General features: G+C 57.6%; 15 protein-coding genes. 11 read left to right on the top strand and 4 right to left on the bottom strand.

Going from position 1 to position 18,560, the window contains the following annotated elements; translation table 11 throughout:
* Positions 1–41 precede the first annotated feature (41 nt).
* The 4 genes from AC1PPL_RS12095 to AC1PPL_RS12110 are packed head-to-tail and all read right to left on the bottom strand — an operon-like array spanning position 42 to position 2,650.
* Positions 42–503, bottom strand: coding sequence for a hypothetical protein (locus AC1PPL_RS12095; protein ID WP_150982218.1), 462 nt, complete (start codon positions 501–503; stop codon positions 42–44).
* A gap of 20 nt (positions 504–523) precedes the next feature.
* Positions 524–772, bottom strand: coding sequence for a hypothetical protein (locus AC1PPL_RS12100; RefSeq protein WP_020200504.1), 249 nt, complete (start codon positions 770–772; stop codon positions 524–526).
* Positions 773–788: 16 nt separating this feature from the next.
* Positions 789–1,997, bottom strand: a complete 1,209-nt coding sequence (locus AC1PPL_RS12105) for an XRE family transcriptional regulator (protein ID WP_479973348.1) — start codon at positions 1,995–1,997, stop codon at positions 789–791.
* Positions 1,994–2,650, bottom strand: coding sequence for an alpha/beta hydrolase (locus tag AC1PPL_RS12110; protein ID WP_479973349.1), 657 nt, complete (start codon positions 2,648–2,650; stop codon positions 1,994–1,996). The genes AC1PPL_RS12105 and AC1PPL_RS12110 overlap by 4 nt, the downstream gene beginning before the upstream one ends.
* A 225-nt stretch (positions 2,651–2,875) precedes the next feature.
* Here AC1PPL_RS12110 and AC1PPL_RS12115 point away from each other — a divergent pair, with 225 nt between their 5' ends.
* The 11 genes from AC1PPL_RS12115 to AC1PPL_RS12165 all read left to right on the top strand — a co-directional run bounded on the left by AC1PPL_RS12115 (position 2,876) and on the right by AC1PPL_RS12165 (position 18,559).
* On the top strand, positions 2,876–3,481 hold the full coding sequence (locus AC1PPL_RS12115) for a type IV toxin-antitoxin system AbiEi family antitoxin domain-containing protein (RefSeq protein WP_062794306.1): 606 nt from the start codon (positions 2,876–2,878) through the stop codon (positions 3,479–3,481).
* Positions 3,478–4,341 carry a nucleotidyl transferase AbiEii/AbiGii toxin family protein gene (locus AC1PPL_RS12120; protein ID WP_479973350.1) on the top strand — a complete coding sequence of 288 codons (864 nt, stop codon included), beginning with the start codon at positions 3,478–3,480 and terminating at the stop codon, positions 4,339–4,341. The genes AC1PPL_RS12115 and AC1PPL_RS12120 overlap by 4 nt, the downstream gene beginning before the upstream one ends.
* An 82-nt stretch (positions 4,342–4,423) precedes the next feature.
* Positions 4,424–4,879, top strand: a complete 456-nt coding sequence (locus AC1PPL_RS12125) for a hypothetical protein (protein WP_479973351.1) — start codon at positions 4,424–4,426, stop codon at positions 4,877–4,879.
* Between the two features lie 160 nt (positions 4,880–5,039).
* Positions 5,040–6,605, top strand: a complete 1,566-nt coding sequence (locus AC1PPL_RS12130) for a recombinase family protein (RefSeq protein WP_479973401.1) — start codon at positions 5,040–5,042, stop codon at positions 6,603–6,605.
* Positions 6,602–7,513: a ParB/RepB/Spo0J family partition protein gene (locus tag AC1PPL_RS12135; RefSeq protein ID WP_479973352.1), complete on the top strand. Its 912-nt coding sequence runs from the start codon at positions 6,602–6,604 to the stop codon at positions 7,511–7,513. Before AC1PPL_RS12130 ends, AC1PPL_RS12135 begins: the two co-directional genes overlap by 4 nt.
* Complete coding sequence (locus AC1PPL_RS12140) at positions 7,510–8,388, top strand: plasmid partitioning protein RepB C-terminal domain-containing protein (protein WP_479973353.1); 879 nt, start codon at positions 7,510–7,512, stop codon at positions 8,386–8,388. Before AC1PPL_RS12135 ends, AC1PPL_RS12140 begins: the two co-directional genes overlap by 4 nt.
* Before the next feature lie 355 nt (positions 8,389–8,743).
* A complete protein-coding gene (locus AC1PPL_RS12145; RefSeq protein ID WP_479973402.1) occupies positions 8,744–9,655 on the top strand; it encodes a helix-turn-helix transcriptional regulator in 912 nt (303 codons plus the stop codon).
* 10 nt (positions 9,656–9,665) lie between these two features.
* Positions 9,666–10,121 (top strand): BREX-3 system P-loop-containing protein BrxF, encoded by a 456-nt coding sequence (brxF, locus tag AC1PPL_RS12150; protein ID WP_479973354.1) that lies wholly within the window; start codon positions 9,666–9,668, stop codon positions 10,119–10,121.
* Positions 10,122–10,143: 22 nt separating this feature from the next.
* Entirely contained in the window at positions 10,144–13,896 is a 3,753-nt protein-coding gene (locus AC1PPL_RS12155; protein WP_479973355.1) for a DUF6079 family protein, read from the top strand.
* Positions 13,897–13,898: 2 nt separating this feature from the next.
* Entirely contained in the window at positions 13,899–15,764 is a 1,866-nt protein-coding gene (locus AC1PPL_RS12160) for an RNA-binding domain-containing protein (protein ID WP_479973356.1), read from the top strand.
* Positions 15,761–18,559, top strand: coding sequence for a DNA methyltransferase (locus tag AC1PPL_RS12165; protein WP_479973357.1), 2,799 nt, complete (start codon positions 15,761–15,763; stop codon positions 18,557–18,559). The genes AC1PPL_RS12160 and AC1PPL_RS12165 overlap by 4 nt, the downstream gene beginning before the upstream one ends.
* Position 18,560: the final 1 nt, after the last annotated feature.

The raw sequence follows: 18,560 nt of genomic DNA on the forward strand, positions 1-18,560 counted from the left end.
CTCCGCGCATTTCCGACCATCGATAGCTTGCGCTGCCCCGGTCAGCGCCCGGGGTTCTTGACCTTCAGATGGCGGCATGAATAGCGCTGCTGGCCCCAGGACACGGCGAAGGTTTCGGAAACCTCGTACCAGTTACCGCCTGGATGGCCACCGCCGTGGTTCTCCCCCATGCAGGAGCATTCGCAATGAAAGCCCGACGCATTCCAGCACGCCGGAGCGCATTTTTGGTGCTCCCGGTACAACTGGATCACATAGACCTCTTGGTGTCGTCTCAGCGCAAGTTTGATCACGCTGTCGAACCACGCAGTCGGAATTTCCCAGGCCTTGAACTGCGCACACCAGTCGGGCTTCGAGCGTCGGCCATCCCGCAGCCACTCCATGTTCCCTTCGGCAAACGGAATGCGTGCCAAGACCGGGAGTGGCTTATTGCGCTTGAAGATGACCGGGATTTTTCCCTGACGCCAGAGATCCTTCAGTTGCGAGTCGCTCAGATCCTGTGACATGAGGGACTCGACTCCCTGGCTCAGCGCTGCTTGTTGGCTTGGGACAGAACCGAAGCCGCCAGTTCTTTCGTCTCTTTGGCGTATCGGTCGCTGGCCAAAACGCGTGCGGCCTTGTCCTCCATCTGGGCACCGGTCTGTTTGTCGCCGCTGCGCTGAGACAGTGCCGAGGCGGCCAGACTCTTGGCTACTTGCGACGAACTGCTGCTTTGCAGCGTTTCCGACGCCAGCCGACCAATTCGTGAGGACGTCTGCTTTGTGTTCTTGGACATCGCTGTTCCTTTCACATCAGGATTTGGAGACGGGCCGGAATGGCACCACCTTATTGCCTTGGGCTGGTTGGTCATCAACCTGCTTCTGGGTTGCTTTCAGCCGTGCAAACTCCACGACATTGGTTTTGCCCTGGAAGTAGCCTTCGGGCAATCCGGCGAGTGCTTCCACGTCGCCCGCAGCCAGTCCGATGTGTCTCGGGATGGCGTCCAAAGGCATGACCTTCTCTTCGACCAACAGATCGATGGTGCGACGAAGCAGACGTGGCTGCTCTGGGCGACGATCCTCGTCTCCGGGTTCTGATTTCGCACCCCACCGAGCAGAGCGACGCTTGAAAAGCATCAGAGCACCATCTTCATCCAGCATCTCAAGTGCCTTGAGCCGCATGATGATCGCCGCCGCCGACACGCCCCAACGGCGCTTCAACAGCAACAAGTCATCCAGAGTCGGTGGCACACGAACTTCGCTGGCGAACGTTTCGGCGGGCAGCAAAAATGCGCCTGCGAAACGGTGTGCCTGCTGCTCCATCAACTTGTGGCGTGCGCTATCAGTCGTGCGTTGAATGTGACGATGCAAAACAAGATGCCCGATTTCGTGGGCAAGGTCGAAGCGACTGCGGTAACCATTGTCCTTGTCGGCAGACAGGAGAATCAACGGTCGGCCCAATACCTCGCTCCAAGCCGACAGCCCTTCAATCTGGGCAACGCCGGTTTCTTCCCGAACGAGGATGACCCCAGCGCCTTCCACGGCCAGTGCCAAGTCTTGAATCGCCGAGCGGCCCAAACGCCACAGATCCCGGCATTCGCAGGCAGCCTTCTCGATGTCCTCGTTGGTGATCTGCTCCGGCTCGGTGTAATCACGAGAGGGCAAATTGACATCGGGGTAGTCAACGTACTCCATCAGGGCAGCCGCCACGTCTTGGGCCCACTCCAAGCGGGCCTCAAGCATGGCGCGTGCAGCGACGTGCGCTGACGCGTTGCTGCGAAAAAGCGGCAACGACAACTTCGCCCCGGGCGCACGCGTAAACCATTCCGGTGTGACGTTGACCACGCCAGCAAGGCGTTCAAGCGCATCACGCTCGGGCGCTTGCGTTCCTGCGCGCCACTTACTGATGGTCGCCGGAGACACATCGACCATTGAGGCCAGCTGGACTTGAGTCAGACGACGGGCCGCAAGAATTTGGCTGAGTCGATCTTTCTGAAATCCTTGTACACCACCCCTGCTCATGATCCTGTTCCGTCTTTGTCTTGTTGTTTGCCAATGTTCTTCTTCAGCTTCGGCACAGCCAAATCGTCCTGGCCTGCTGTCAGCTGCTGGTCGTAGCGCTTGATGAATGCGTCAATGGGTTCCCGGAAAAGCCAGCCTTGCATGTGGCGATCTGGAACCGCGATTTCGATGGAGACGGGTGTGTCCGGCTGGCTGTGCAGCGATCCTGCAAAGCAGGCCACGACGAACACAACCGCTTGGGATGGCTCCACGTAGCCTGAAAAGAGCCCGGGTTGAACCAGTGGCTCGATGGCTGCGTTTGCCAGCGACATCTGTTTTCGGGTTTCGCTACGCCGCCCGCTGTTCCAGACCCCATACTTGGTGTTGAACCGTGCCAAGGTAAAGATCCCAGACCGACCCGTGACGATCTGATTGCCGCGCAGCGGTGAAGGAGATGCGTCCGCAACGGCGAGTGCGCGATGGAACGACTCATTCATATGGAAGTGTCGCAACTGACCGACCACGCTGGGCAAGTGCCCGTCATCCATCCCGCGCGCTGCGGCATAGGCACGTTGCGCGCCGACCAGCTTGGCTTCTTCGAGGCCCATGACAAGCTCACGCGGGATATTCCTCACGAGCAGGTCATGGATCGTTTCTTGGTTCGGCTGGGCCATTGGCAACTCCGTCATCGGATTTCGTTCAAACGGATTCTATCATCAAATAATTTCGCTTAAAAGGTTTTCATGTAGGGTATGCTGCGATTGAGGCCATAACGCCCCCGATTTGTAGCGTGCCCAGCGGATCGTCTACCAGCGGTGATACCGGGAGAACGTGGGCTCAATGTTTCGTTTTGTCTCCCAGAAGTTGCATTCGACGAAATAACGAAACATACTCCACCCATGCTCTCCAGTACCCACAATCAGCGCGTCCTTGATCTGGCTAGCCAGAAGGGGCTACTGCGCGCCAGCGATCTGGACGCCATCAGTGCGCCTCGGGTCGTTCTGACGCGCCTGACCGCTGCGGGTCTACTAGAGAAGGTGGGGCGTGGCCTGTACCGTCTGCCGGATGCACAGGTTTCGGAATTCGAGAGCCTTGGTACCATCGCCACCAAGGTACCTCAAGCGGTGTTCTGCCTGCTTACGGCGCTGCAGTTTCACGAGCTGACCACGCAGCTGCCGCGTCAGATCTGGATCGCCATGCCTCGGGGCAGCCACCCGCCCCGTGTCGACTACCCACCCGTCAAGATGGTGCAGTTCACGGGTGATGCCTACTCGGCAGGGATTGAGGAAGTCGAACGCGACGGTGTCAGGCTCCGGGTGTACGGCGTGGCCAAGACCGTGGCGGACTGCTTCAAGCACCGCAACAAGATCGGGCTGGATGTGGCGCTGGAGGCGCTGAAGGACGCCCGGGCACGCAGCAAAGCCTCCGTCGACGACATCTGGCGTTTCGCCAAGATATGCCGCGTGGCCAATGTGATGCGTCCCTATCTGGAGAGTGTCGGATGAGTGCGGCCACCCCAAATGTCGCGGCATCCGTCCGTGCGCGTCTGCTCAATGTCGCCAAGGCGCAAGGCGTCGATTTCAATCAGGTGCTGGTGCGCTTTGCCTTGGAGCGCATCCTCTATCGGCTGACCCAGTCGCCGCACGCGGACCGTTTTCTGCTCAAAGGTGCGCTGCTGTTCACGCTCTGGTACGACATGCCACACCGGGCCACACGCGACGCCGATCTGTTGGGTTTCGGTGCCAGTGATCTGGAGTCAGTGGCCCAAGTATTCCGGGACATCGCAGCTGTACCGGTCGACGACGGCATCGTGTTCGACCCAGCCTCGGTCACAGTCGAGGAGATCCGCAAGGAAGCTGGCTACGGCGGCGTTCGCGTGATGATTGCAGGCGATCTGGCCAGAGCACGTTGCAAGACCCAAATCGATGTCGGCTTCGGCGACGCCGTCACCCCGGCGCCTGTTGATTCGGTCTACCCAGTGCTGCTGGAGGAAATGCCCGCACCACGGCTGCGGGCCTACCCAACGTACACCGTCATCGCGGAAAAGCTCCACGCCATCGCATTGCTGGGTATGACCAACAGCCGCCTGAAGGACTACTTCGATCTGTCGGTGCTGTTGGAACGAGAAACTCTGGACACTGATCTGCTGGCCCAAGCGATCAAGGCCACGTTCGAAAGACGGGGCATGGCGGTTCCTGACGCGCTGCCAGTCGGCCTGACGGACGAGTTTGCGCACGACGCTTCGCGCCAGGCGCTGTGGCTGGCATTTCTCAAGAAGAACGAACTTCCGCCAGAACCTTTGCCCGCCATCGTTGGCCGCTTGAGCGTGGCATTGGCACCCGCGCTGAACGTCATCGCTCGTTGAATATCCCTTCATAGGGCAGCCGCTTCGCGCCCTTCGCCACGGTCAGTGGCGGTCTCCATACGGACTTTGCATGGAGACCACGATGACTACTCGACTTTGCGCGCACTGCGGCCACCCCTTCGAACCCCGCCCACAGGTTCACGACCAAGCGTTCTGCTCCGCCCCTGAATGCCAGCGGGCTCGCAAGCGCGAATGGCAGCGGGCAAAACTCCAATCCGATCCTGACTACCGCATCAACCAGCAGGCGGCCCAGCGCGCGTGGTCACAACGCAATCACGACTATTGGCGCAATCACCGAGACGCACAACAGGCCAGCGGAGATCAAGGGGATCAACCTACCACCGCCCATCGGCACCCAGTCATCGATCCGGTAAAGATGGACGTGTCAGCTCTGCCTTCCGGCATCTACCGGATCACAAGACGTCCAGACTTTCCGAATGGAACACCGGGCTCGTGGGTGGTTGAAATCACGCTGCTGTACGAAACCTGTGAATGCAAGATGGATGCGTCAAGAGATGACTTGATCGACACCCAGTGAATCCGGCCTTAACTTCAAGCCCAAATGGGCTCTCGATCATCCTGGATGGCAACAATTTCAACCCTGTGCATTCCGGCCGCGCATTGCAGGCCACGTGTATGCCATTGAGGTGAAAGGCAGGCCCGAGAGCAAGTTCACACAACATAAAGTGATCGGGTCTATGCAGGCAGAAGAGTTCTCCATTCCGGGGGCGGATCAGCCACCGACATTTCGGGCCGCCGAGTACGTGCGGATGTCGACCGAGCACCAGCAGTATTCGACGGAAAACCAAGCCGACAAGATCCGCGAGTACGCGGCCCGGCGCAATATCGAGATCGTTCGCACCTATGCCGACGAGGGCAAGAGCGGCTTGCGCATCGATGGGCGGCGAGCGCTGCAGCAGCTGATCAAAGACGTCGAGGCAGGCATCGCGGACTTCCAGATCATCCTGGTCTACGACGTCAGCCGCTGGGGCCGGTTTCAGGATGCCGACGAGAGCGCTTACTACGAATACATCTGCCGCCGCGCCGGAATCCAGGTCGCGTACTGCGCCGAGCAGTTCGAAAACGACGGCTCGCCCGTGTCGACCATCGTCAAGGGCGTCAAGCGTGCGATGGCGGGCGAATACAGCCGGGAGTTGTCGGCCAAGGTGTTTGCAGGGCAGTGCCGCCTGATCGAGTTGGGCTTTCGTCAAGGCGGACCCGCTGGCTATGGCCTGCGACGCGTGCTGGTCGATCAGTCCGGCACGCTCAAAGGTGAGTTGGCGCGTGGCGAGCACAAAAGCCTGCAAACCGACCGCGTCATCCTTCAGCCAGGTCCGGATGATGAGGTTGCCGTGGTCAACCAGATCTACCGCTGGTTTGTCACCGACAACCTGACGGAGCTGGACATCGCCGAAAGGCTGAACGCCCAAGGCACACGTACTGACCTTGGGCGGGATTGGACACGCGCGACCATCCGAGAAGTGTTGTCCAACGAGAAATACATCGGCAACAACATCTACAACCGGCGATCCTTCAAACTCAAGAAGCACCGGGTGGTCAACAGCCCCGAGATGTGGATCAAGAAGGAAGGCGCGTTCGAGGGCATCGTTCCACCGGAGCTCTTCTACACGGCGCAGGGGATCTTGCGCGCAAGGGCACATCGGTACAGCGACGAGGAGTTGATCGAGAAGCTGCGCAATCTTTACCAGCGCCACGGCTACCTGTCCGGCCTGATCATCGATGAAGCTGAAGGCATGCCCTCGTCGGCGGCCTACGCGCATCGTTTCGGCAGTCTGATTCGCGCGTACCAGACGGTGGGCTTCACTCCGGATCGGGACTACCAGTATCTGGAAGCGAATCAGTTCCTGCGCCGATTACACCCGGAGATCGTCGGCCAGACTGAACGGATGATCGCCGAGGTGGGCGGCATGGTGGAACGCGATCCGGCCACCGACCTCCTCACCGTGAATCGCGAGTTCACCGTTTCACTGGTGCTGGCGCGCTGCCAATTGCTCGATAACGGGCGACGGCGCTGGAAAGTGCGCTTCGATACCAGCCTCGCGCCCGACATCACGGTGGCCGTGCGGCTGGACGACTGCAATCAGGCCGCCTTGGATTACTACCTGCTGCCCCGACTGGACTTCGGCCAGGCACGTATCCATCTGGCCGACCACAACGGCATCGAGTTTGAGTGCTATCGCTTCGACAGCCTGGACTACCTGTATGGCATGGCCCGGCGCATCCGCATAAGGAGGGCCGCATGAATCAAGACAAAGAGCATCGGCATTCGGAGTTACGGATGATTCCTCTCGACCGGATTGAAGTTCTCAACCCCCGCGAACGCAACAGCCGTGTGTTCGAGCAGATCGTTGGCAACATCCAGAACATCGGCCTGAAAAAGCCCATCATCGTGACGCCGCGTCCTGGGAGCAACGGCGAGCACTATCTCCTCATCTGCGGCGAGGGGCGCTTCAAGGCCTTCAAGACGCTCGGGCATCAAGAAATCCCTGCAATGGTGATGAACGTCGATGACGAATCGGCCTTCATCATGAGCCTCACCGAGAACATCGCCCGGCGAAAGTTCAGCCCGTTGGAATTGCTGTCCGGCATCGAGCAACTGCGGGATCAGGGCTATGACAAGAAATCCATTGCACAAAAGACAGGCCTGAGTCCGGAGTACGTGCAGGGCATCCTGCAATTGCTGCAGAACGGTGAGCAACGACTGCTGATGGCCGTGGGCAGCGGGCGCATCCCTCTCAATGCGGCGATCACCATCGCCGGCGCGGGCAGCGATGAGAAAGCGATTCAAGCTGCACTACAAGATGCCTACGAAACCGGAAAGCTGCGTGGCAGCCAGTTGATCCAAGCCCGTCGTGTGATCGAACGTCGCCGCACCCAAGGCAAGTCCATCGGCGGCAGGATGACATCCCGAAAGACCAATGAGGATGTCACCACGTCCAGCCTGGTGCGGAACTACCAGCGGGAGGTCGAACGGCAAAAGCTACTGGTCAGGAAGGCGGAGACCGCTCAGCGCAACTTGCTGTTCATTGTCGGGGCCCTGCGCCAATTGCTGGCCGACGAGAACTTCACCACCCTGCTGCGCGCGGAAGGGCTCGACACACTGCCCCAGTATCTGGCGGAGCGGGTCTGGGCTCGAGGGAGCGGCACATGAGCAAACTGCCCCTTGGCTTCGTGCCGGAGCCATTGATTCTTTCCCTCTCGTCCGTTCTGCCTTCGCGCAAGACGCCAGAAGGCTTGCTTGCCTCACGGAAATTCAAGCAGATCACCGCATCCATCGAGGCGGTCGGGCTGATCGAACCCTTGTCGGTGGGCAAGCCCAACCGCGAGGGGCAGCACATCTTGCTGGACGGACACACACGACTGGTCGCGCTGAAACAGTTGGGCTTCGACAAGGCTCCCTGCCTGGTGGCCACCGATGACGAAAGCTACACCTACAACAACCGGATCAATCGTCTCTCCAGTATTCAGGAGCACCTCATGATCCGTCGCGCTGTCGAACGGGGCGTCACCCCGGAAAAGCTGGCGAAGGCCTTGGACGTGGACATCAGCCACATCATCAAGAAGCTAAACCTGCTGGAAGGGATCTGCCCCGAGGCCGCCGAGTTGCTGCGCGACCAGACGTTTTCGGCAAACCTTGGCGCAGTCCTGCGCAAGCTCAAGCCGACACGTCAGGTTGAGTGTGTCGAACTGATGGTCAGCGCCAACAACATCACGGTCGCCTATGCCCAAGCGCTGGTTGCGGCCACGCCCAGCAACTTGCTCGTCGGTGAAACCAAGCCCAAGAAGATGACCGGCGTCAGCGCCGACCAGATGGCCAAGATGGAGAGGGAGATGGGCAACCTCCACGAGCAGTTCAAGCTCGCCGAGCAGACCTATGGTCAGGACATCCTCAACCTGGTGCTGGCCAAGGGCTATCTCGCCAAGCTCATGGCCAACGAAGCCATCTTGCGCCACCTGACCAGGAACCACCCTGACGTGCTGAACGAGTTCGACAGCATCGTCCGCATAGTGGCGCTGGACAAATAAGCGGCGCGCAATCAGGCGCAGTGCGCGAAATCCTTCCACCGGAAGGTCGTGATGGCGTCCACGCAGGCGACTCACGGTTCTTTAACAATTTGCAAGCATCAGGGTCATCGCCCCCGAAACGGAGTCTCTGCTCCCCTCCGTGATTAAGGGCGGTGGCCGACAGGCTTGCCGCTGGCCTGCTCATTTGCATTGGGGCGTGCTAATGGGCGAACAGCGGCACCTAAGCGCCCTTGTTCATGCACAAGGAATGGCGCATAATGTAATCATATTGATGATATAAACGGCGCCATGATGAGCAGTCAATCCGATTTTCACGGTCTTCCCGTCGTCTCACATGGATGAGGAGTCTTTGACGATGCACCCTCAGCGTGTCGAAAGTTTGAGTCATACCCAGCGCGAGCGCTTGGCCTACATCGACTTCCGCCTGTACTTCATGGGGGAAGTTGGCCGTCCTGATTTGGCCAGCCGCTTTGGAGTGGCACCCGCAGCAGCCACTCGCGATCTGGCTCTGTACCGCGAGGTTGCGCCGAAAAACATCGAGTTCGACGGCAGCAGCAAGATCTACAGGATTGGCAAAGCGTTCGCGCCTTTGTTCGACCATGCCCCGCAGCGGGTTCTGTCAGCACTTTCGCTTGGGTTCGGCGATGGGGTGAATGGCGAGTCGCTGCCAATGCTTCCCTGCGAGTCACCAGCGGCGCTGAGTAATCCCCGCATGGATGTACTGGCACCTATCTGTCGCGCGATCCACGCCAAGCGTCCGGTGGCCATCCGCTACCACTCGATGAGCAGCGGAGAGTCCGAACGGGTGATCGTGCCCTTCGCCTTGGTCGACACAGGCCTGCGCTGGCACGTCCGTGCTTTTGATCGCAAGAGTGGCGAGTTCCGAGACTTCGTCGTCACCCGCATCGAAACACCGACATTGCTCGATGAGGAGCCCAAGGCCAACGAGCGACCGGACAACGATATCCAGTGGACTCGGATCGTCGAATTGGACTTGGTACCCCACCCGCGCTTGAACCGTCCCGAGATCATTCGAATGGACTACGGGATGAAAGATGGTTCGATCCGGATGCACGTCCGTGCGGCAGTCGCTGGCTACATGCTCCAGCGTTGGAGCGTTGATGCCTCGCCAGACCACAGCTTGCAAGGTCACGAGTACCGACTCTGGCTGAAAGACCATTTGGCGCTCTACGGCGTCAAGAACGCGCTGTTGGCACCCGGCTACCGCTCGCCTGACCACCTTCGGCCAGAAGCCGAAGCGGAATGAGGGGCCGCTGATGCTAACGAAACTTGAACGGTACGTAGACCAGCTTGGCGAGTTGCACACGAAGCTCATCGTGCTGGCCGGGCCACGTGGCAGCGGCAAAACGAAGTTGCTGCAGGAGCTGGGAGCCAAGCTGGGTGTTCAGCCGCTGAACATCAACCTGGAGTTGGGGCGTCGCTTGTCGGCTACGCCTCATGCAGCGCGTGGCTTTTCTGCGGGCCAGCTGCTGCGGGAAATCGCTGACAAGCAGCGCAAAGATGAGGTGCTGCTGCTCGACAACATAGAGTTGTTGTTTGAGCGCGGCCTGGAGATCAATCCGCTGGATCTGATCAAGCGGCTGGCCCACGCAAAGCGTGTCGTGGCGGTTTGGCCCGGCGAACTACGCGGGAATCGGTTGTATTACGCCGAAATGACCCATCCGGAATATCGCGACTACGACGCTGATGGCGTGGTCGCAATCGAGATTTGAAGCATAGGGGAACGAGGAAAACATGGCTAACAAGATGAAATACGGTGATCTGGTCCAGTTCGAACAAATCGAATCGGTCATTCAATTGCTCGATGCCGGGCGGCCCGATGAGGCCAAGAAGCTCGTCACCACCTATGTCATTTCCGATGACATGGCAGAGCGGATCGCCAAGCTCATGATTCCCCAACTCAGCTTCGACGACACCGTTGACCACAAGGGTGTGCTGATCGTCGGCAACTACGGTACGGGTAAGTCGCACCTGATGTCGGTGTTGTCGCTGGTGGCCGAGGATGCAGCGTATGCGCCGATGATCCGCCATCCTAAGGTGGCCGAAGCCGCTACCTCGATCGCGGGCAAGTTCAAGGTGCTGCGCATCGAAGTTGGCGGTTTGGAAATGCCGCTGCGCCAGATCATCACCCGCAGGCTACAAGAGTTCCTGGCCAGCCTTGGCGTTTCCTACACGTTCCCCACCGCCGATCAGGAGCTGGACAACAAGCACTCCTTCGAGGAAATGATGGGGGCGTTTGAAGACGTCTACCCTGGCCAAGGCATCCTGCTGGTGGTGGACGAGTTCCTTGAGTACCTCGATTCGCGTCGCGGCCACGAACTGGCACTGGATCTGGCCATCCTGCGTCAGATTGGCGAAGTCACCAAGCACCTCAAATTCCGCTTTGTGGCGGGCGTGCAGGAAGCCATTTTCGACAGCGCCCGCTTCGAGCACGTCGCCAGCAGCATGCGCCGCGTGCACGAACGCTTTACGCAAATTCTGATCGACCGCAATGACGTCAGCTTTGTCGTCGCTGCGCGCTTGCTGAAAAAGAGTGTCGATCAGCAAAACAAGATCCGCGAGTACCTCACGCCGTTCACCAAGTTCTACGGCTCCATGAACGAACGCATGGATGAGTACGTCCGCCTGTTCCCCGTTCACCCGGACTACCTCAAAACCTTTGAGCAGATCCACTTCGCCGAAAAACGGGGCGCACTGACCACCATCGAAGCCGCGATGAAGGCGCTACTCGACCAGGAAGTGCCCACCGACAAGCCTGAGCTCATCAGCTATGAGAGCTACTGGCAGACCATCAAGAAAAATTCTGCGCTGCGCCCAGATGCCAACATCAAGGAGGTTCTGCGCGTCTCCGACGTGCTGGAGTCTCGCGTGCAGCAGTCGTTCACGCGCCCAGCCTACAAGGGGATGGCACTGCGCGTCATCAACGCACTGGCCGTGCATCGCTTGACCACCGGCGGCGACATCCATGTGCCGATCGGCCCCACGGCAGCAGAGTTGCGTGACGCGCTTTGCTTGTTTGACCCGACCATTGCTGATTTGCCGGGCGATGCTGCGGAGAACTTGCTCTCCAAGGTCGTCACGGTCCTGCGGGAAGTACTGAAAACCGTCAACGGTCAATTCATCTCCAAGGCCGCTGACACCGAGCAGTACTACCTCGACCTGAAGAAAGACATCGACTACGACGCGCAAATCGAAAACCGCATCGGCAGCCTCGATGACGACCAGCTCGACCGCGCCTATTACGCAGCACTGCTGCAGTTGGTTCGAGAAAATCCGAACGACCCGAGCTACGTCTCAGGTTTCCAGATCTGGCAGTACCAGATCGAATGGCAGGAACGCCGTGCCGATCGCATCGGTTACCTGTTCTTTGGCGCACCGAACGACCGGCCCACAGCCCAGCCCGAGCGGGACTTCTACGTCTACTTCATCCCGCCGTTCGAGAAGCGAAAGTTCACGGACAACAACCTGGCCGATGAAGTCTTCTTCCGCCTGAAAGGCCTGGACGAAGACATCAAGCGCCACCTGTCCTCCTACGCTGCGGCGCTGGAGCTGGCTTCCACCGCCAGTGGCGGAGCCAAGGCCATCTACATGTCCAAGGCCCAGGACTTTCTCAAAGCCATGGGCAAATGGCTCCAGGAAAAGCAGATGACCGCCTTCGAGGTGACCTACCAAGGCAAAACCAAGACTCTGCAAGACTGGTCCAAAGGCATCTCCCTGCGTGACCGTGCGCGCCTTGGGCCTGATGAGCGCATCAACTTCCGCGACGTGGTCAACATCACCTCCGGTCTGGCCCTGAGCCAGCACTTTGTCGATCTGGCCCCGGAATACCCCACGTTCTCGGTTCTATTCACCGAAGGCAACCGCAAGCAACTGGTCGGCAATGCACTGCGCGCCCTGGCCGGTGGCAACCGCACCAAAGACGCCATTGCCGTTCTGGATGCACTGGAATTGCTGGACGGCGATCGGGTCGAGCCAGCCAACTCCCGCTATGCCCAAGAGGTTCTCAAGCGCTTGAAGGAAAAAGGCCACGGCCAGGTACTCAACCGCAGCGAACTGCTCTCGGGCAATGCGGATGTCGAATACTTTGCGCCCATCAAGTACCGCTTGGAACCCGACCTGCTGGTCACCGTGTTGAGCGGCTTGGTTTACTCCGGTGACTTGGTGCTGTCCATCACCGGCGACAAGATCGATTCCGGCAAGCTGGTGCAACTGGCTGAACGCTCGCTTGAAGATCTCAAGCAGTTCAAACACATCGAAGCGCCCAAGGAAATCAATGTCGCCGTCCTGAAGGCCTTGTTCGAGTTCTTTGGCTTGGCCTCCGGCTGGGCGCAAAAGGCTACGCAGGGTGACCCAGAGGCGGTGCGCGAGCTGCAAGACCGCATCAGCGCCATGACGCCACGGGTACTCAAGGCTGGCTCCGACCTGCAACAAGGCAAGCTCGGTTTTTGGGGCCAAAATCTGCTGCGCGAGGAAGAAGCCAAAGACTGGCACGCCCGGCTGGATTCGCTCAAGAAGTTCACCGAAGACCTGTCGCCGTACAACACCGTCGGCAAGCTGAAGAATCTGCGCGTCACCCAAGAGGACATCGAGGCGCAGAAGAAGAATCTGGAAATCCTTGCAGCCGTTGAACGCATGCTCGATCTGGTGGTGGAGCTGGGCAGCACCGCTGCCTACTTGTCCCAGGCCGAAATGGTGCTGCCTGCCGGGCACGAGTGGGTCAAGCAGGCCGAAGCCGCGCGCAAGGCAATGCAGGAAAAGTTGAGCAAAGACCGCACGGCCGAACACGCCAGCGAGTACCGGCAAACGCTCAACCAGCTCAAGGAAGACTACAAAAAGGCCTACATCGCTAGCCACACCAAGGCGCGGCTCGGCGTGTCGGAAGAAAAGAGCCGCAACACCCTGCGCTACGATCCGCGTCTACAAGGCCTGCGCGTCCTGGCCGGTGTGGAAATGATGAACGTCAGCCAGCTCACCACGTTTGAAGAGGCACTCAATGGCCTCAAGAGCTGCTCCGCGCTGGACGAACCCACTCTCAACACGGTCGCCGTGTGCCCGCACTGCCAGTACCGCCCCTCCGCAGAACAGTTGGAGCTGAGCATCCCCGCAGCCAAAGCGCTGCACAAGCTGGATGACGATCTGGATCAGCTTGTCGCGAACTGGCAGCAAACCCTGCTGGAAAACCTGGAAGACCCCTTCACGCAGGAAAGTCTCGGCTTGCTGCCGGACGCCAGCAAGAAGCTAATCAACGCCTTTTTGTCCTCACGCACGCTGCCAGACCCGGTCACCAGCGAGTTTGCCAACGCGGTGCAGATGGCGCTGGTCGGCCTGGAGAAAGTGGTGGTCAAGACCGACGAGATCAAGCAGGCGCTGCTGCTGGGCGGTTCACCGGCCACGCTCAAGGATGTGCGCGAGCGGTTTGATGCCTTCCTGAAAGAGCGCTGCAAGGGTAAGGAAGACCCCGAAAAACTGCGCTTCATCGTGGAGTGACTATGAATCGCGATGAACTCCTCAACCGATTGAATTCCATTGAATGGAACGATATTGAATTCAAGGAAGCGGCTTGGGCGGTACCAAAGGACGCGTTGTCGACAGTGAGCGCCTTTGCTAACACGGCAGGGGGTTATCTTGTATTTGGCGTCAAACAGCAGAACGGAACCTTTTCGGTTTCCGGCGTGGTTGATGCCGACAAAGTACAGAATGATTTTTTGGGTCAAATAAGGGACAAGAACAAGATCAGCATCTTTCTCCCTGTCGACGGAAAGATACACAGCCTTGATGAAGGCATGGTTATCGTTTTCTATGTGCCAGAAGCACAAAGAAGTGAGAAGCCTGTGTACATCGATGGCAATCCCAAGAAATCCTATGTCCGCCGTGGCGGCAGAGACGACACTTGCACGGGCGACGAGCTGCAGCGCTTTATGCGGGATGCCGCATCGGATCGCTTTGATGCAGAGCCGCTGGATCTGGATGTTCACCAGTGCTTTGACGAGGCTTCGGTGAATTGGTATCGCAAGCGATTTGATATCAGCAACCCTGGCAAAGGCAGCACGCAAGACAACGCCACTTTTTTACGCAAATGGGGTTTTGTCATTGAGCGTGGCGGAGTGTTGTTGCCAACGCGTGCGGCCATATTGGTTCTCGGAGCTGACGAGTACGTGAGGCAGGTTCTGCCACGCATGGTGGTTGACCTACAGCTCTACCGTTACAAGAAAGACGAATACACACCAAGCGTACGTTGGGCTGACCGCGTTACCGTTGAAGAAAACCTGATTAAAGCCTGGCAATCGGTCATTGAGTTTTACTTCAAGCACAGTGAGCGGCCGTTCTCGGTGGATGCTGCAACTTTGCGCCGCGACGATGATCCGCCAGATTACATCTCCTTCCGCGAAGCCGCGATTAACTTGCTGATACACCAAGATTTTGGTGACCACACACGCGTTCCTGCAATTCGCTTGTTTCGTGACTGCGCCGAATTTTTTAACCCCGGCGATGCTTTTGCCTCAGCAGAGCAGCTACTTGATCCGGGCGACAAGGAGGTTCGCAATCCGAGTATCGTGAGTGCCTTTCGTCGCGTTGGTTTGTCCGATCAAGGTGGTACCGGCGTCGGTGCAATTTTTGAAGGCTGGCGTAAATTGGGCTACGTACCGCCCGAGATCGACAACAACAAAGCCGAAAAAATTTTTCGCATTCGCTTAAGCAAAGAAAAGCTGTTGAGCGAGGCTCAACTGCTGGCTCAAGCCAGCTTGGGCATGAGCTTGTCGGAGCACGAGGCAGCTGTATTCGCTTACCTTATCCGTCAAGGGCAGGTCGATTTGGCGGACATCAAAGGCCTAACCGGCCTGTCTGGACCGGCGGCATTGGCTCTTGTTCAGCGACTTACCGTACAAGCCTTGCTGGCACCGCTGACCGAAGGTGCCCACTTGTACACTTTGGCGGAGCATCTGAGGCAGAGGTTCTTGCCGTCCGGCGCAGTTGTTTCCCAGCAAGATCAACCAGTTACAACCCATGCCGCACAGGGGGCGGCGACTGAACAAGTCACTGTACAAGTCGTGCCTGAGGTGACTGAACAAGTCCAAGCACTTGTTCAGTTGAGCCCCATTCAATGGCTGATTGTTGAGCACACCGACACTCCGCGAACGCTCAGCGAACTGCTCAACATTTCCGGATACAAGCAGCGTCCACACTTCAAGGCCCAGCATCTGGAGCCATTGCTGGCAGGCGGCGTAATCCGCATGACGGTGCCAGACAAGCCCACATCCTCCAAACAGCAGTACGTGCTAACCGAAACCGGCGTGAAACTCAAAACCCTGCGTATGCAGGATAAACCTGCCACCAAACAGGAACCAGAACAATGACATCATCCAGCTCCCTTTTTAATGATTCAGCCAAACCATCCGCTCCGGTGGAATGTCTGGGCCAGACGTTCCCGAGCGAAGATGCGCGCCGCGAGCATTTTTTGAAATTACTGGCTGACAAACTCAAAGATCCGGCATTCCGCAAAATCGAAGGCTTCCCGCAGGGGACGGACGAGGCCATCTTGGCGATGTCGGACCCACCGTACTACACCGCGTGTCCAAACCCATTCCTCGAAGAATTCGTGCGACAGAACGGAAAACAGTATGACCCAAGCCTAAAGTACAGCCGAGAACCGCAAACAATTGATGTCTCAGTGGGAAAGACGGACCAGATATATCGTGCACATTCCTATCACACAAAGGTGCCACATCTCGCGATCGTGCCATCAATTCTCCATTACACAGAGCCTGGCGAAATCGTACTAGATGGCTTTGGCGGCTCAGGAATGACCGGGGTGGCCGCTCAGTGGTGTGCAATCGCACCACCCACGTATCGCCACGAGCTGGAAACAGAATGGAAAAAACAGGGCAAGGCGTTGCCACGGTGGGGATCAAGAAAAGTTGTCATCAATGACTTGTCTCCGGCCGCCACATTTATTGCTGCCAATTACAACTTGCCTTTCGATGTTCAGGCGTTTTCCAAAGCTGGCACCAAGCTACTAAAGGATGTGGAGGATGAGCTTGGATGGATGTATGAGACTTTGCATAGCGATGGCGTTACGAAAGCAAGGATCGAGTACACGGTTTGGAGTGAGGTCCTGTCCTGCTCGTCTTGCGCTGGCGAGCTAATTTTTACTGATGTCGCACTCGACGAGGAGACTCAGCGTGTTGATGACGTCATTACGTGCCCACATTGTGGAGCAATGGGAACGAAGGAGCAGATGGACCTATCCTTCGAAAGTTTTCTTGATCCAGCGACCAATACCCCTGAAAAGCGACCAAAACGCGTCCCCGCATTTATCCAATATCGAATTGGGAAAACCAAGTACGAGAAAAAACCAGATGCAAATGATTTGAAGGTTTTGCAGCGCATCAAGTCTCTGCCTATTCCAGATGACTTTCCGATGGACAGACTGCCGGATTGTCAGATGACTCGCGTTGGGCGAATGAAAACAACCAACACAGCTGCAGTTCACTTCATGTTCCTTGATAGGTCGATGCAATCTATGGCCTTTCTTTGGCGCAAAGCAAAGCAGCATCCAGACCAAAGAGTGCGGCAGATGCTCATGTTTTTCATCGAGCAAGGCATCCGTGGGATGTCTGTCCTGAATCGATACAAGCCGATTCAGCATGGACGCATCGGCGGTTCTCAGGTGGGGCTTGATCTGCCGGGCGTTTTCTATGTCCCATCAATCATTTCCGAAGTGAGCCCCTGGGCGCAATTTGAAGGCAAGCTCGACCGTTTGGTCAAAGCATTCTCAGCATTCAAAACCAGCGTTGGAAATGCGATTATCGGGACGGGTAGTGCCCACGCCACAACCCTACCAAAAGAATCGGTGGACTACATTTTCACCGACCCACCATTTGGTGAAAACATCTATTACTCGGACTTAAATTTCTTTGTTGAGTCCTGGCATGGAGTAACTACTGCCCCCGCATCAGAAGCCATTATTGATCGCGTTAAGAAAAAAGGTATCCCTGAGTACCAACTTCTTATGCAGAAATGTTTTGCTGAGTATTACAGAGTTCTGAAGCCGGGCAGATGGATGACCGTGGTGTTCTCCAATAGCCGCGCGGCCGTTTGGAATGCTATTCAAGTCGCTTTGCAACAGGTGGGGTTTGTTGTAGCAGAAGTTACCGCCTTAGATAAGGTTCAAGGTAGTTTTCAGCAAGTTGTGTCGCCGAATACGGTGAAGCAGGATTTGGTGATCTCGGCCTACAAGCCCAACGGAGGGCTTGAGGATCGACTTAGTCAACACGGGCCGACGGTCGAATCGGCGTGGGATTTTGTACAGACACATTTGAAACAGTTGCCAGCCGTCAAAGTCACCGGAGGTGACTTCCCCGAGCTAGTCAATATCGTTGAGCGCGATCCACGCCGCATTTATGACCGTATGGCCTCTTGGTTTATTCGTCACGGCGTAATGGTGCCGCTTTCCACTCCAGAGTTTTTGGCTGAACTGCCGCAGCGCTTCGCAGAGCGCGATGGCATGTACTTTTTGCCAGACCAAGCCGTGGAGTACGACAAGAAGCGCCAACAGATTCCCCAGGTGCGCGCGATGGAGCTGTTTGTGTCGGATGAGCGCAGTGCGATCGATTGGCTCAGCAATTTCTTGAAGCGCAAACCGTCTACCTATCCTGAAATCCACACGGAATACATTCCGATCGTTGGAGCCGCGAAGAAGAAAGGCGAAGTGATCCCTGAGCTGGCCCAGTTGCTTGAAAGCAACTTTATTCAGTACGACGGTTCCGGGGAAGTGCCCAGCCAGATCCACAGTCTGCTATCTACAAACTTCAAGGATCTGCGCGGATTGGAAAAAGACGATCCGCGCTTGATCGCCAAGGCGAAAGATCGCTGGTATGTGCCCGACCCGAATAAGGCGCAGGACCTAGAGAAGAAGCGCGAGAAGGCGCTGCTCAAGGAGTTCGAGGCCTACAAGGCCTTCACCGGTCGCAAGATCAAGGAGTCGCGTCTGGAAGTGCTGCGAGCTGGTTTCCGGGCGGCTTGGGCAGCCAAGGAGTACCAGACCATCATCAACATCGCCAACAAACTGCCAGAGGAAACGCTGCAGGAAGACGAAAAGCTGCTCACCCTGTATGACATGGCATTGACCCGTACCGAGGACGGGCTCTGAG

This window comes from Diaphorobacter sp. B2A2W2 (genome assembly GCF_056730635.1).

Excerpts from the sequence above, each read along its gene's own strand:
- AC1PPL_RS12095 (WP_150982218.1), bottom strand. The coding sequence starts at position 503 with ATGTCACAGGATCTGAGCGACTCGCAACTGAAGGATCTCTGGCGTCAG.
- AC1PPL_RS12100 (WP_020200504.1), bottom strand. The coding sequence starts at position 772 with ATGTCCAAGAACACAAAGCAGACGTCCTCACGAATTGGTCGGCTGGCG.
- AC1PPL_RS12105 (WP_479973348.1), bottom strand. The coding sequence starts at position 1,997 with ATGAGCAGGGGTGGTGTACAAGGATTTCAGAAAGATCGACTCAGCCAA.
- AC1PPL_RS12110 (WP_479973349.1), bottom strand. The coding sequence starts at position 2,650 with ATGGCCCAGCCGAACCAAGAAACGATCCATGACCTGCTCGTGAGGAAT.
- AC1PPL_RS12115 (WP_062794306.1), top strand. The coding sequence starts at position 2,876 with ATGCTCTCCAGTACCCACAATCAGCGCGTCCTTGATCTGGCTAGCCAG.
- AC1PPL_RS12120 (WP_479973350.1), top strand. The coding sequence starts at position 3,478 with ATGAGTGCGGCCACCCCAAATGTCGCGGCATCCGTCCGTGCGCGTCTG.
- AC1PPL_RS12125 (WP_479973351.1), top strand. The coding sequence starts at position 4,424 with ATGACTACTCGACTTTGCGCGCACTGCGGCCACCCCTTCGAACCCCGC.
- AC1PPL_RS12130 (WP_479973401.1), top strand. The coding sequence starts at position 5,040 with ATGCAGGCAGAAGAGTTCTCCATTCCGGGGGCGGATCAGCCACCGACA.
- AC1PPL_RS12135 (WP_479973352.1), top strand. The coding sequence starts at position 6,602 with ATGAATCAAGACAAAGAGCATCGGCATTCGGAGTTACGGATGATTCCT.
- AC1PPL_RS12140 (WP_479973353.1), top strand. The coding sequence starts at position 7,510 with ATGAGCAAACTGCCCCTTGGCTTCGTGCCGGAGCCATTGATTCTTTCC.
- AC1PPL_RS12145 (WP_479973402.1), top strand. The coding sequence starts at position 8,744 with ATGCACCCTCAGCGTGTCGAAAGTTTGAGTCATACCCAGCGCGAGCGC.
- brxF (WP_479973354.1), top strand. The coding sequence starts at position 9,666 with ATGCTAACGAAACTTGAACGGTACGTAGACCAGCTTGGCGAGTTGCAC.
- AC1PPL_RS12155 (WP_479973355.1), top strand. The coding sequence starts at position 10,144 with ATGGCTAACAAGATGAAATACGGTGATCTGGTCCAGTTCGAACAAATC.
- AC1PPL_RS12160 (WP_479973356.1), top strand. The coding sequence starts at position 13,899 with ATGAATCGCGATGAACTCCTCAACCGATTGAATTCCATTGAATGGAAC.
- AC1PPL_RS12165 (WP_479973357.1), top strand. The coding sequence starts at position 15,761 with ATGACATCATCCAGCTCCCTTTTTAATGATTCAGCCAAACCATCCGCT.